General features: G+C 73.9%; 7 protein-coding genes. 5 read left to right on the plus strand and 2 right to left on the minus strand.

The window, feature by feature from the left end:
* Window positions 1-163 precede the first annotated feature (163 nt).
* Complete coding sequence (locus ACFY15_RS13045) at window positions 164-1438, minus strand: extracellular solute-binding protein (RefSeq protein ID WP_390685598.1); 1275 nt, start codon at window positions 1436-1438, stop codon at window positions 164-166.
* Window positions 1439-1660: 222 nt separating this feature from the next.
* On the opposite strand from ACFY15_RS13045, the gene ACFY15_RS13050 reads away from it, so the two are divergent.
* The 3 genes from ACFY15_RS13050 to ACFY15_RS13060 all read left to right on the plus strand — a co-directional run bounded on the left by ACFY15_RS13050 (window position 1661) and on the right by ACFY15_RS13060 (window position 5487).
* Window positions 1661-3406, plus strand: a complete 1746-nt coding sequence (locus ACFY15_RS13050) for a glycoside hydrolase family 13 protein (RefSeq protein WP_390685597.1) — start codon at window positions 1661-1663, stop codon at window positions 3404-3406.
* Between the two features lie 26 nt (window positions 3407-3432).
* A complete protein-coding gene (locus ACFY15_RS13055; RefSeq protein ID WP_390825492.1) occupies window positions 3433-4467 on the plus strand; it encodes a LacI family DNA-binding transcriptional regulator in 1035 nt (344 codons plus the stop codon).
* A gap of 102 nt (window positions 4468-4569) precedes the next feature.
* A complete protein-coding gene (locus ACFY15_RS13060) occupies window positions 4570-5487 on the plus strand; it encodes a phosphatase PAP2 family protein (RefSeq protein WP_390685595.1) in 918 nt (305 codons plus the stop codon).
* A gap of 82 nt (window positions 5488-5569) precedes the next feature.
* Here the strand turns inward: ACFY15_RS13060 and ACFY15_RS13065 are convergent, their stop codons facing one another.
* Window positions 5570-8557 carry a bifunctional [glutamine synthetase] adenylyltransferase/[glutamine synthetase]-adenylyl-L-tyrosine phosphorylase gene (locus ACFY15_RS13065; RefSeq protein WP_390685594.1) on the minus strand — a complete coding sequence of 996 codons (2988 nt, stop codon included), beginning with the start codon at window positions 8555-8557 and terminating at the stop codon, window positions 5570-5572.
* A 232-nt stretch (window positions 8558-8789) separates the two neighbouring features.
* Between ACFY15_RS13065 and ACFY15_RS13070 the strand changes: the two genes are divergently transcribed.
* Both ACFY15_RS13070 and ACFY15_RS13075 read left to right on the plus strand, forming a co-directional pair.
* Entirely contained in the window at window positions 8790-10994 is a 2205-nt protein-coding gene (locus tag ACFY15_RS13070) for a PIG-L family deacetylase (RefSeq protein ID WP_390825493.1), read from the plus strand.
* A gap of 287 nt (window positions 10995-11281) precedes the next feature.
* Window positions 11282-13360: a PIG-L family deacetylase gene (locus ACFY15_RS13075; protein ID WP_390825494.1), complete on the plus strand. Its 2079-nt coding sequence runs from the start codon at window positions 11282-11284 to the stop codon at window positions 13358-13360.
* Window positions 13361-13498: the final 138 nt, after the last annotated feature.

Consider the following 13498-nt stretch of genomic DNA (forward strand, 5'->3'; position numbering starts at 1 on the left):
CGCGGGGGGGGGCGGCGGCGGGGGGGCCGCCCCCCCCCCCCGGGGGGGGGGGGGGGGGGGGGGGGGGGGGGGGGGGGGGGGGGGGGGGGGCGGGGGGGGGCGCCCCCCCCCCCCCCCGCGGCCCGTGCCACCGACCGGCTGGTGTCAGCAGCCATCGTTCGTACTACTTCCAGCCCTTGAGGATCTTGCGGAACTCGACGCCGGCCGCCTTGGCCGCGTCCTCGGGGCTCGCCGCACCGGTGACGGCCTTGGTGTACTCGACCTTCAGCGGCTCGAAGAGGGAGCCGTTCTCCGGGATCCAGGCGCGCTCGACGGCCTTGTCGACGGCCGGCTTGAAGAACTGGACCATCTCGCTGCTCTTGACGTCCGGCTGCTCGTAGGCGGCGGTGCGCGTCGGGAGCAGGCTCAGCTCCTTGGCGGACTGGACCTGGACCTCCTGGGAGGTCATGTACTCGACGAAGGCGTGCGCGGCGGCGGTGTTCTTGGAGCCCGCGTACACGGCGAGGTCGTGGCCGCCCTGCGGGGCGCCGGCCTTGGCGGAGCCGGCCGGGACCGGGGCGACGCCGAGGTTGGACTTGTCCTTGAACTGGTCGCCGGCGTAGCTGTCGGCCACGGCCCAGGGGCCGTTGATCATCATCGCGACCTCCCCGGACTTGAAGGCGGTCTGCATGTTGGTCCAGCCGTCGGTGGCGTTGGTGACCGCCGCGCCGGAGGTGACCAGGTCGCGGGCGGCCTTGAAGCCCTTGATGCCGGCCTCGTTGTCGACCGTGACCGTCTTGGTCTTGGCGTCGACGAGGTCGCCGCCCTCGCCGTAGATGAACGGCAGGAACCAGTAGGAGTCGTCGCCGCGCAGGTAGAGGCCGGTCTTGCCGCTCTTGGCCTTGATCGCGGCGGCGGCGGTCTTCAGCTCCTCCAGGGTCTTGGGGGGCTGGACGCCGGCGTCGGCGAGCATCTTCTTGTTGTAGAAGAGGCCGAGGGTGTCGATGACCTGCGGGACCGCGAAGGTCTTGCCCTCGAACCTGCCGCTGGCGGCGGCCTGCGGCAGGAACTCGGCGTCGATCTTCTTGGCCTGGTCGGCGGGGACCTCGTCGAGGTAGCCGAGGGAGGCGAAGTCGGCGACCCAGCCGACGTCGGCGCGGATCACGTCGGGGGCGTCGGCGCCGCTGCTGAAGGCGTTCTTGACCTTGTTCTGGGCGTCGCCGTAGGGCACGTTGACGTACTTGACCGTCACCTTCGGGTGCTTCGCGGTGAAGGCCTCGGCGATCTTCTGGAAGCTCGCCTTCTCGGCGTCGTTCGAGGTGTCCCACCAGGTGACGGTGCCGGACAGCTCGCCGCCGGCCTTCGTCTCGCCACCGTCGCCCTTGGTGTCACCGCCGCAAGCCGTCGCCGCGAGCGCCAGGGTCGCGACCAGCGCGGTGGCCGCTATGCCACGCCGCATATGAACTCCTTCGATGATCCCGGCCGCGCCCTCGCGGTCCCGAGTTGCAGGGAACGTAACAAGACTGAAAGCCGACGGAAAGACCTTGCGGCAATTTTCTGCAAGCGGAGGGGATCGTTACAACCGTGTGTCCCTACGGTTGCCGCAGCTTGCTGTTAGTTCGAGGCCGCTTCGATTTCCCGGGCCCGCAACCACGGGGCGTGTACGACCGTTGACTGCGGTATGAAGCACGAGTTGACGGCCCTCCCGCTTGCAAGAGCTTCCAGCGACCCGCTTGCGAGCGGCGGCTGGTGGCGCGATGCCGTCATCTACCAGGTCTACGTCCGCTCCTTCGCCGACAGCGACGGCGACGGCGTCGGGGACCTGCGCGGGGTGCGCGAGCGGCTCCCGCACCTGGCCCGGCTCGGGGTGGACGCGGTGTGGCTGACGCCCTTCTACGTGTCCCCGCAGGCGGACGGCGGCTACGACGTCGCCGACTACCGGGCCGTCGACCCGCTCTTCGGGGACCTCGCCGACGCCGACGACCTCGTCCGGGCCGCCCACGCGCTCGGGCTGCGGGTGATCGTGGACGTGGTCCCGAACCACACCTCCGAGCGGCACCCCTGGTTCCGGGAGGCCCTCGCCGGCGTGCCCGGCGCCCGGGAGCGCTACCTCTTCCGCCCGGGGCGCGGGGTGGACGGCTCGCTGCCGCCGAACGACTGGGAGTCCGTCTTCGGCGGTCCCGCCTGGACCCGGGTCGCGGACGGCGACTGGTACCTCCACCTCTTCGCCCCGGAGCAGCCCGACCTCGACTGGGAGCACCCGGAGGTGGCGGAGGAGTTCGCCTCGGTGCTGCGGTTCTGGCTGGACCTCGGGGTGGACGGCTTCCGCGTGGACGTGGCCCACGGCATGGTCAAGGCCCCGGGCCTGCCTGACATCGGCCGCGGCGCCCAGGCCACGCTGATCGGCACCGAGCCCCTCCCCTTCTTCGACCAGGACGGGGTGCACGCCATCCACCGCTCCTGGCGCCGGCTGCTCGACTCGTACGGGGACGGGCGCATCGGGGTCGCCGAGGCCTGGGCGCCGACCTCGGAGCGGCTCGCGCTGTACGTGCGGCCCGACGAGCTGCACCAGGCCTTCAACTTCCGCTTCCTGAACTGCCCCTGGGACCCGGCGGCGATGCGGACGGTGATCGACGAGTCCCTGGCCGCGACCTCGGCGGTGGGGGCGCCGACGACGTGGGTGCTGTCCAACCACGACGTCGTACGCCATGTGACCCGGTACGGGGGCGGGGCGCAGGGGCTGGCCCGGGCGCGGGCGGCGGCGCTGCTGATGCTGGCGCTGCCGGGGTCCGCGTACATCTACCAGGGCGAGGAGCTCGGCCTGCCGGAGGTCACCGACCTGCCGGCGGAGGCCCGCCGCGACCCGGCCTTCCGGCGCAGGCCCCCCGCGGGGGGCGGCGCGGCCGGGGACGGCTGCGGAGCCGGACCGGCGGGGGACGGGGCGCAGGGGCAGGACGGGCTGCGGGACGGGTGCCGCGTCCCCCTCCCCTGGTCCGGCCACGAGGCCCCGTACGGGTTCGGCCCCGGCCGGAGCTGGCTGCCGCAGCCCGACGGCTGGGGCGGGCTCAGCGTCGCCGCGCAGACCGGCGACCCGCACTCCACCCTGGAGCTCTACCGCGCCGCCCTGGAGCTGCGCCGCGCCCTGCCGGGCCTGGGTGCGGTCGAGGCCGGGCAGGGCGGTCCCGTCGAGGAGTGGCCCGGCACCGGGGCGGGACCCGCGGTTCTCGCCCGGGGCATGCGGTGGCGCCCGGCCCCCGAGGGGGTGCTCCTGTTCACCCGTCCCGGTTTCTCGTGCACCCTCAACACCCGTCCCTCGGCCGTGGACATGCCCTCCCCGGGCCGTCCCGTCCTCTCCAGCGCCCCCGTGCAGACCGACGGCCGCAACGTCCGTCTTCCCCCCGATTCCTGCACCTGGTGGGCTTCGTGAGCCGGCTACCGGTACAGTCCCATCCCGTGACCGCACGGCTTGCCGACATCGCAGCCCAGGCGGGGGTCAGCGAAGCCACAGTCAGCCGCGTGCTCAACGGCAAGCCCGGTGTGGCCGCAGGCACCCGCGAGTCCGTGCTGGCCGCGCTCGACGTGCTCGGCTACGAGCGGCCCGTACGGCTGCGGCAGCGCAGTGCCGGCCTGGTCGGCCTGATAACCCCCGAGCTGGACAACCCCATCTTCCCTGCGCTCGCGCAGGTCATCGGGCAGGCGCTGACCCGGCAGGGGTACACCCCGGTGCTGGCGACGCAGACGCCCGGCGGGTCCACCGAGGACGAGCTGACCGAGATGCTGGTGGACCGGGGGGTCTCCGGGATCATCTTCGTCTCCGGGCTGCACGCCGACACCACCGCCGACACCGGCCGTTACGACCAGTTGCGCGGCCAGGGCGTCCCCTTCGTCCTGATCAACGGCTTCTCCGACAAGGTGCAGGCCCCCTTCGTCTCCCCCGACGACCGGGCCGCCATGCACCTCGCGGTGACCCACCTGACGGCGCTCGGGCACACCCGGATCGGCCTCGCGGTCGGCCCGAAGCGTTTCGTGCCCGTGCTGCGCAAGATCGAGGGCTTCCGGCTCGCCATGCGGGAGCGGCTCGGGCTCGGCGAGGCCGAGGTCGAGGAGCTGATCCAGCACTCCCTCTACTCCCTGGAGGGCGGCCAGGCCGCGGCCGCGGCGCTCATCGGGCGGGGCTGCACGGCCATCGCCTGCGCCAGCGACATGATGGCGCTCGGCGCCATCCGGGCCGCGCGCCAGCAGGGGCTGCGGGTGCCGCAGGACGTGTCCGTGGTCGGCTTCGACGACTCCCCGCTCATAGCGTTCACCGATCCGCCGCTGACCACCATCCGCCAGCCCGTGCAGGCCATGGGGCAGGCGGCCGTGCGCACCCTGCTGGAGGAGATCGGCGGTACGCCGGCCCCGCACAGCGAGTTCGTGTTCCTGCCGGAGCTGGTGGTGCGCGGATCGACGGCGTCCGGTCCCGGCCAGCGACGCGCGGCAGGATAGCGGGTCCTCCTCGGGGTGTCCTCCCCAGGACGGAGCACGGGCGCGGAAGACCGTCCGGAGGGATGATCGGAGGCAAGGGCGCATCTGGCAGACTCTCTCCCCATGGGTGAAGCGAGCGTGAAGACACTGGAAACTCCCCCAGCCGCCGCCGGGGGCGCCCCCAGGACGGACGCCTCGTCATCCCCCGTGGCCGAGGACGGCAGCCGCCCCGGGCCCGAAGGGCCCCTCCTCACCCGGCTGCGCGCCCCGCGCCGGCCGCGGATCTGGTTCGAGGTCCTGCTGATCGGCATCAGCTACTGGACGTACTCGCTGATCCGCAACGCGGTCCCCGAGCAGAAGGCCGTCGCGCTCGCGAACGCCGACTGGATCTGGAGCGTCGAGCGGGGCCTGGGCATCGCGGTCGAGCACTCCGTCAACCACGCCGTCAACTCGGTGACGTGGCTCGTCGTCGGCATGAACTACTACTACGCCACGCTCCACTTCATCGTGACCATCGGCGTACTGGTGTGGATCTACCGCTTCCATCCCGGCCGCTACGCGGCCACCCGCCTCATCCTCTTCGCCACCACGGGCGTGGCCCTGCTCGGCTACTTCTGCTTCCCGCTCGCGCCGCCCCGGCTGATGAACGGGGGGCACTTCGTCGACACCGTGCTGGTGCACCACACCTGGGGCTCGATGGCCTCGGGGAACCTCAAGCACATGTCGAACCAGTACGCGGCGATGCCGTCCATGCACATAGGGTGGTCGCTCTGGTGCGGCCTGACGATCTTCGCGGTCGCCTCGGCCCCCTGGGCCCGCATCCTGGGCCTGCTGTATCCGGCGGCGACCCTGGTCGTGATCGTGTCCACGGCGAACCACTTCTGGCTGGACGCGGTCGGGGGCATGCTCTGCCTGGCCTTCGGCTACGCGGTCTCCCGCGCCTGGTACGGCGACCTCCCGCACCGCCTGCCCCGCAGCCCCCTGGAGACCTCGCCCCACCCGGCGACGGCGGCCGTACTGAACCGGCTGCGCCGGGCCTGACCCGGTCCGGCGCGGCGGCTGGGGTTCCGGCCGCGCCGTCCCGGTGGGGGAGGGCCCCGGGGACCGAGAGGCCCCAGGGGGCTCACCCCCCGTAGAAGAGCTCGTCCACCACCGTGCGCGCCCGGCGGGTCGTACGGCGGTAGTCGTCCAGCATCTCGCCGATCCTGCCCTCCGGGTAGCCGAGGTAGCGGCCGACGGCCGCCAGTTCCCGGGCGTCCGTGGGGAAGGTGTCGCCGGCACGGCCGCGGACCAGCATCACGGCGTTGCGCACGCGGGTCGCCAGGACCCAGGCCTCGTCGAGGGTCTGCGCCTCCTCGGTCGGGATGAGCCCGGCGGCGTGGGCGGCGGCCAGGGCCTCGCGGGTCCGGGTGGTGCGCAGGCCGGGTTCGGCCCAGGCGTGCCGCATCTGGAGGAGCTGGACGGTCCACTCGACGTCGCTGAGGCCGCCGCGGCCGAGTTTGGTGTGGAGGGTGGGGTCGGCCCCGCGCGGCAGGCGTTCGGACTCCATGCGGGCCTTGAGCCGGCGGATCTCGCGGACCGCCTCCTCCCCGAGGCCTTCGACGGGGTAGCGCAGCGGGTCGATCAGGTCGATGAACGTACGGCCGAGGTCGGCGTCGCCCGCGACGGGCTCGGCGCGCAGCAGGGCCTGGCTCTCCCAGGTCAGGGACCAGCGGCGGTAGTAGGCGGCGTAGGAGGCCAGGGTGCGCACGAGGGGCCCGGAGCGGCCCTCGGGGCGCAGGTCGGCGTCGATGAGCAGCGGCGGGTCGGCGGTGGGGAGCTGGAGCAGCCGGCGCATCTCGGCGATGACGGTCTGGGCGGCCTTGGCGGCCTCCTGCTCGTCGACGCCCTCGCGGGGGTCGTGGACGAAGAGGACGTCGGCGTCGGAGCCGTAGCCGAGCTCGTGCCCGCCGAAGCGGCCGACCCCGATGACGGCGAAGCGGGTGGGGAGGGTCTCGCCCCAGTGGTCGCGCACGGCGGCGCGCAGGGCTCCGGCGATGGTGGCGGCGGTCAGGTCGGAGACGGCGTTGCCGACCCGGTCGACGAGGGAGCCGGAGTCCGTCTCGGCGGGGCTGTCCTCGGTGCCGTAGGAGGCGATGATGTCGGCGGCGGCGGTGCGGAAGAGCTCGCGGCGGCGGACCCCGCGCGCGGCCGCGACGGCGGCTTCCCCGCTGTCGGCGCGGCCGACGGCGGCGAGCACCTCCTGTTCGAGGGCCTCGTGCGTACGGGGCTGGAGGCCTTCCGGGTCGCCGAGGAGGGCGACGGCCTCGGGGGCGCGCATGAGCAGGTCGGGGGCGAGGCGGCCGGCGGACAGGACGCGGGCGAGGTTCTCGGCGGCGGCGCCCTCGTCGCGGAGCAGGCGCAGGTACCAGGGGGTCTTGCCGAGGGCGTCGGAGACCTTGCGGAAGTTGAGGAGTCCGGCATCGGGGTCGGCGGAGTCGGCGAACCAGCCGAGGAGGACGGGCAGCAGGGTGCGCTGGATGGCGGCCTTGCGGCTGACGCCGGAGGCGAGGGCTTCGAGGTGGCGCAGGGCGGCGGCTGGGTCGGCGTAGCCGAGGGCTTCGAGGCGCTGGCCGGCCGCGGCCGGCGAGAGCCGGGTCTCGCCGGGGGCGAGCTGGGCGACGGCGTCGAGGAGCGGGCGGTAGAAGAGCTTCTCGTGGAGGCGGCGGACGACGGAGGCGTGCCGGCGCCAGGCCTTGTTGAGTTCGGCGACGGGTTCGGTGCGCAGGCCCATGGAGCGGCCGAGGCGGCGCAGGTCGCCCTCGTCCTCGGGGACGAGGTGGGTGCGGCGGAGCCGGTGGAGCTGGATGCGGTGTTCCATGGCGCGCAGGAAGCGGTACGCGTCGTGGAGCTGGGCGGCGTCGGCGCGGCCGACGTAGCCGCCGGCGGCGAGGGCGTGGAGGGCGTCGAGGGTGGTGCCGGAGCGCAGGCTGGTGTCACTGCGGCCGTGGACGAGCTGGAGGAGCTGGACGGCGAACTCGACGTCGCGCAGGCCGCCGGGGCCGAGTTTGAGCTCGCGGTCGATCTGGGACGCGGGGATGTTGTCGACGACGCGGCGGCGCATCTTCTGGACGTCGGCGACGAAGTTCTCGCGTTCGGCGGCCTGCCAGACGAGCGGCGTTATGGCGTCGATGTACTGGGCGCCGAGGTCCGGGTCGCCGGCGACGGCGCGGGCCTTGAGGAGGGCCTGGAACTCCCAGGTCTTGGCCCAGCGCTGGTAGTAGGCCATGTGGGAGGCGAGGGTGCGCACGAGGGGGCCGTTGCGGCCCTCGGGGCGGAGGTTGGCGTCGACGGGCCAGATGCTGCCCTCGACGGTGGTCTCGGAGCAGATCCGCATGAGGTGGGAGGCGAGGCGGGCGGCGGCCTGGATGCCCTTGCCCTCGTCGGTGCCGGGCGCTGCCTCGCCGACGAAGATCACGTCGACGTCGGAGACGTAGTTGAGCTCGTTGCCGCCGCACTTGCCCATGGCGATGACGGCGAGGCGGCAGGCGGCGGCGTCCTGGGGGGCGGCGGCCGAGGCGATGCGCAGGGCGGCGCGGAGCGTGGCGGTGGCGAGGTCGGCGAGTTCGGCGGCGGTCTGGGCGACGTCTATGGTCGCGCAGACGTCGCGGGCGGCGATGGAGAGCAGGCAGCGGCGGTAGGCGACGCGCAGGGCGACGGGCTCGTGGGCGTCGGCGAGGCCCTGTTCGAACTCGGCGAGGCCGGGGTGCAGGTCGGCGGCCTCGTAGGTGACCAGGGCCTGCCAGTCGTGGGGGTGGCGGGCGAGGTGGTCGGCGAGGGCCTCGGAGGCGCCGAGCACGCCGAGGAGGCGGTCGCGCAGGGGCTTGGCGCTGACCAGGGTGTCGAGGAGGAGCCGCAGGTCCTCGGGGGACTGGGCCTCGGCGAGGCGGACGAGGCCGAGGAGGGCGAGGTCGGGGTCGGCGGTGGCGCCGAGGGCGTCCAGGAGCACCGGGTCGGCGCGGACGGCGGCCAGCGCGTCGGCGTCGAGGAGCCGGGCGGCGGCGGTGGGGTCGGTGAATCCGCTCCGCAGCAGCCGGATGAAGGTACTGCTCCTGCGTCCCGGGACTGTCATCCCGCCACCTCCCGAGTCTGTCGCCGCCGGTCCGGTCCGGCCCTGCCGGTGGTCCGGCCCCGCCGGTGGTCCGGTCCTGTCCGTGAGCGAGCCTAGCCGGAGCAGGCGTTCGACTCGCCGGGTGTCGTGGCCGATATCATGAGGCGGATTATCGGATTATCTGCTTACTTATAGCTCTCTAGATCTGTGCGTCAGGGGCCCGGTCCCCGCCCGACCGGCCGCGAGGAGCCCCATGTCCGACGGACCCCCGTCCTCGCTCGCCGTCGCCGTGCCCGCGTCCGAGCCCGGCCCGACCGTACCTGGGGCGGCCCCCGAGGCCTCCGCGACCACCCGGCACGGCCACGACCACGTCGGCCACCCGCGCGCCCGCACCGTCGTCAAGGCCATCGCCCTCCTCGCCGCCACCGCCGCCGGCGGCATGCTCATCCTCCGCGGCAACGAGGCCCTCACCGGCCTCGACGCGCCCACCGCGCCCGATTCCCGGGCCACCACCGCCACCGCGGCGGACTCCCCCGACCCCGGCCGGGTGCTCCAGATCGTCGCCCACCCCGACGACGACCTCTACTTCATGAACCCGGACCTCGGGTACTCCATAGCCTCCGGCCACCCGGTGACCTCCGTCTACCTCACCTCCGGCGAGGCCGACGGCATCAACGCCGCCGCCGGCAAGGCGGCCTCGACCCCGCCCAACAAGCCCGCCTACGCCGAAGCCCGGCAGAACGGCATCCGCGCCGCCTACGCCAAGATGGCCACCGGCGACCGCAGCAGCGCCTGGAAACGCAGCGTCATCCCCACCAAGGGCGGCGGCCACGCCGAGGTCGACGTACTCGTCGCCCGGCCCCAGGTCAACCTCGTCTGGCTCCAGATGCGCGAGGCGGGCAACGTCTACCAGGACGTCCCCGACAGCCTCCACGGCCTGTGGGACGGGAAGGTACCCCACCTGGAGTCGGTGCTCGCCTCCGGGACCCCCGTCCGGCACGGGTTCACATACACCAGGGACCAGGTCGTCCAGACGATCGTCGGCATCCTGGAGCGGTACCGGCCCACCACCATCCGCACCCAGGACCCGACCCCCGGCCGCTTCCGCGACACCAGGCGCTACACCGACCACCAGGACCACTTCTACGGCGCCCGGTTCGTCCAGATGGCCACCGCCGCCTACGCGGAGCAGTTCAAGGACCGCCCGCACTTCACCGTCCAGAACTACGTCGGCTACTTCAACGGCTCCCTGCCCCGAGCCCTCGGCCCCGGCGAGGCCAAGGAGAAGCTGGACATCCTGGACACCTACGCCTGGCTGGACAAGGAGAACCACTGCGGCAGCGAGGCCGGCTGCGGGGACCTCAAGGTCGCCGAGCACCCCTCGGGCAACGGCTGGACCCAGTCCATCAACTACGCGCGCGGCACCGGCACCACCTGGCTGACCTCCGACGCCGAGCACGGCCTGTGGGCCTTCAAGGTCCTCGACGGCCAGGTCGCCCTCTGGCACCGCAGCGGGCTCATAGGCCGCTGGACCGGCCCCCTCCTCTTGCCCGGCACCGGGATGGACCAGGGCATATCGACCGTCACCCTGAAGGACGGCCGGATAGCGGCCTTCGGCACCCGCACCTCCTTCGGCGAGAAGCCCGCCGACTACCGGCGCGAGGTGGTCTACGCCGTCCAGCAGGCCCCCGGCTCCCAGGAGTTCGGCGCCTGGCAGTCACTCGGCACCCCGGAGGCCTCCGACGCCGACTGGACCTCCGACATCAGCGCGCCCGCCGTCTCCGTCGACGGGACCGGCGCCCTCGCCGTCTACGTGCGCGACGGCGCCTCCACCCTGCGCGGCCGTGTCCGGCACCCGGACGGCACCTGGGGCCCGTGGGAGGCCCACGGCGGCGCCGACCTGCACGGCACCCCCGTCACCGCCACCGACGGGACCGGGCGGCGGATGGTCTTCGCCGCCACCAGCAAGTCGGTGACCGGCTGGCTCCAGCCCGGCCCCGGCGCCCCCCTGGGCCCGGCCACCCCCACCGGCCTGCCCGAGACCACCCTCCCCCTCACCGCGGAGGGCCGCGAGGGCGGCGTACGGGTCTGGTTCCGCAAGCCCGGCTCCGGCAACGTCCGCACCGCCCTGATGACGGACGAGGAAGGCCTGAAGGCGACCGGCCTCACCGACCTCGGCGGCCTCCAGGGCTTCGGCTCCGTGACGGCGAGCGGGCACCTCCTCGCCGGCCGCTCCGCCGGCGGGCTGCTCGGCGCGGACGTCGGCGAGGGACAGCCCTGGCAGCGCTCGCCACTGATGTTCGTGGACGCCCCCTCCAGCACCATGACCGGGAAGAACCTGGTCAGCCTGGCGGTGGTGGGCCTCGACGCGCGGCTGTACGTCACCTCGTCGGCGGACGAGCCCGACGCGTACCTGGCGCCCTGGCAGCCGGTGGGCCCGCGCAACACCACTCCGTAACCCGCCCTTACCCAGGCACAGGCGGCGCACCGGGTGGACAGACACCCTCCGTGCCACACCAGTCCCAACACCCCGCACCAGGAACATCCTTGCCCCGCGCGCGGGACGGCGCGCGTCCACGGTCCGGGCGGACGCGCACACCGGGCCGCCGACCACACACCCTCACACCCGGTCGTTTTCGGAAAACGCGCGTCATCGGTGAAATCGGTGAACCAACCCGCCCGATTTCGCCTCTCAGTGACTGCACAGCGGTTCTTCCCGTCCGGAACGACCCCAAGGCGTAACCGATGCCCGTTTCCCGCCGCCGCTTCCTCCTCGCGGCCGTCGTGCCCATGCTCACCCTGGGCGCCTCCGGCGTGCTCTCCATCGCCTCCGGGCAGCAGACGTCGGCCGAGGCCACCCAGGGCAGGGACCCCTCCGCCCTCCTCCCCGCCAGCACCACCTCGGGCACGGTCCTCCAGATCGTCGCCCACCCCGACGACGACCTGTTCTTCATGAACCCCGACCTCAGCCGCTCCCTGCTGGCCGGACTCCCCGTCACCACCGCCTACCTCACCTCCGGCGAGGCCGACGGCCGCAACGAGGCCAACGGCGGCCAGGCCAAAGACCCGCAGCAGCCCGCCGACCGGGCCCGCTACGCGGAGGCCCGGCAGAACGGCATACGCTCCGCCTACGCCCAGATGGCCACCGGCGACCGCACCAGTGCCTGGAAGCGCACGGTCATACCCACCGCCGGCGGCGGCCAGGCCGAGCTCGACGTCCTCGTGGCCCGGCCCCACGTCAACCTGGTCTGGCTCCAGATGCGCGAGGCCCGCAACCCGGCCGCCGTGAACCCGGACAGCCTGCGCGGCCTGTGGAACGGCGACATACCGGCGCTGGGCGCCCAGCTCACCACCGGGACCCCGGTCAAGCAGCAGTTCTCGTACACCAAGGACCAGGTCGTCCAGTCCATATCGGGCATCCTGGAGCGGTACCGGCCCACGACGATACGGATGCAGGACCCGACGCCGAACCGCTACGCGGACACCGGCAAGTACACCGATCACCAGGACCACATGTACGGCGCCCGTTTCGTGCAGGCCGCCACCGCCGCGTACGCCGAACGGGTCGCGGACCGGCCGCGGTTCTCGGTGCAGAACTACCTCGGCTACCACAACGGCACCCTCCCCCACGTCCTGGACCCGCAGACCGCCGAGACGAAGATCGGCTACCTCAAGACCTACGCCTGGCAGGACCACGCCGACTACTGCGGCTCCCCCGACGGCTGCGGCGACCGCAAGGTGGCCGGCAGCCCCACAGGCCGCAACTGGGCCCAGTCCCTGCGCTACGCCCGCGCCGACAACGCCTCCTGGCTCACCGAGGGCACCCCCGGCCGGCTCTGGGCCTTCGCCGCCCTCGACGGCCGGATGGCCGTCTGGACCCGCGACCGCTCCGGCACCTGGACCGGCCCCGCCCTGCTCCCCGGCACCGGCATAGACTCCGGCGCCACCACCGCCCGCCTCCCCGACGGCCGCGTCGCGGTCCTCGCCACCCGCACGGTCCTCGGGCCCCGGCCCGCCGACTACCGGCGCGAAGTGGTGTACGCCGTCCAGAGCGCCCCCGACGGCCCGTTCGGCGCCTGGCAGTCCCTCGACACCCCCGAACCCGGGGACGAACCCGGCACCTCAGCCATCAGCGCCCCCGCGGCCGCCGTCGACCCCGCGGGCCGTCTCACCGTCTACCTGCGCGACGCGCGCCGCACCCTGCGCGCCCGCGTCCAGCAGCCCTCGGGCGCCTTCACCGAGTGGCAGAAGCTCGGCGGCGAGGACCTCCAGAGCGACCCGGTCACCCTCACGGACTCCGCGGGCCGCCGCCACGTCTACGCCACCACCGCCAGGTCCGTCCTGGCCTGGACCCAGCCCACCCCGGCCGCCCCGCTCGCCGGCCCGTACCCCACCGGCCTCCCCGCCACCACGGTCCCCCTCACGGCGGCCCGCGACGGCGCGGGCATCCGCCTCTACTTCCGCCGCCCCGACTCCGGGGTGGTCCGCAGCGCCCTGGTCACCGCCGGCCCGGGCGCCCCGCAGGTCTCCAGCGTCTCGGAGTCCGGCGGCCGGGCGGGATACGGCGCGATCGGCGTCGCGGGCCGTCTCCTGACGGGCCGCGCCGATGCGGGCACGGTCTCCACGAGCACCCTGGGCGGCCCTCCGGCCTGGACGGAATCCCGCATGCTCTACGCGGGCGCCCCTTCAGCGGTCCTCGACTCGACGGGCACCACGACCACAGCGGCCCTCGGCCTGGACGCCCACCTCCACACCGCCACCCCCCGCCCGACGACCCCGGCCCCGACCTGGCACCCGGCGATCCTCCCGGCCCCCACCACCTGACCCCGGCACGGCCGCGGGGCCCCCCCCCCCGCGGGGGGGGGGGCCGGGCCCCCCCGCCCCGGGGGGGGGGCGCGCCCCCCCCCCGCCCCCGGCGGGGGGGGGTCCATCAGGGGGCGACGAGGGGGTCAACAACCCACA

The sequence above is a fragment of the Streptomyces sp. NPDC001373 genome (assembly GCF_042895815.1).
In the GTDB taxonomy this organism is placed as follows: domain Bacteria; phylum Actinomycetota; class Actinomycetes; order Streptomycetales; family Streptomycetaceae; genus Streptomyces.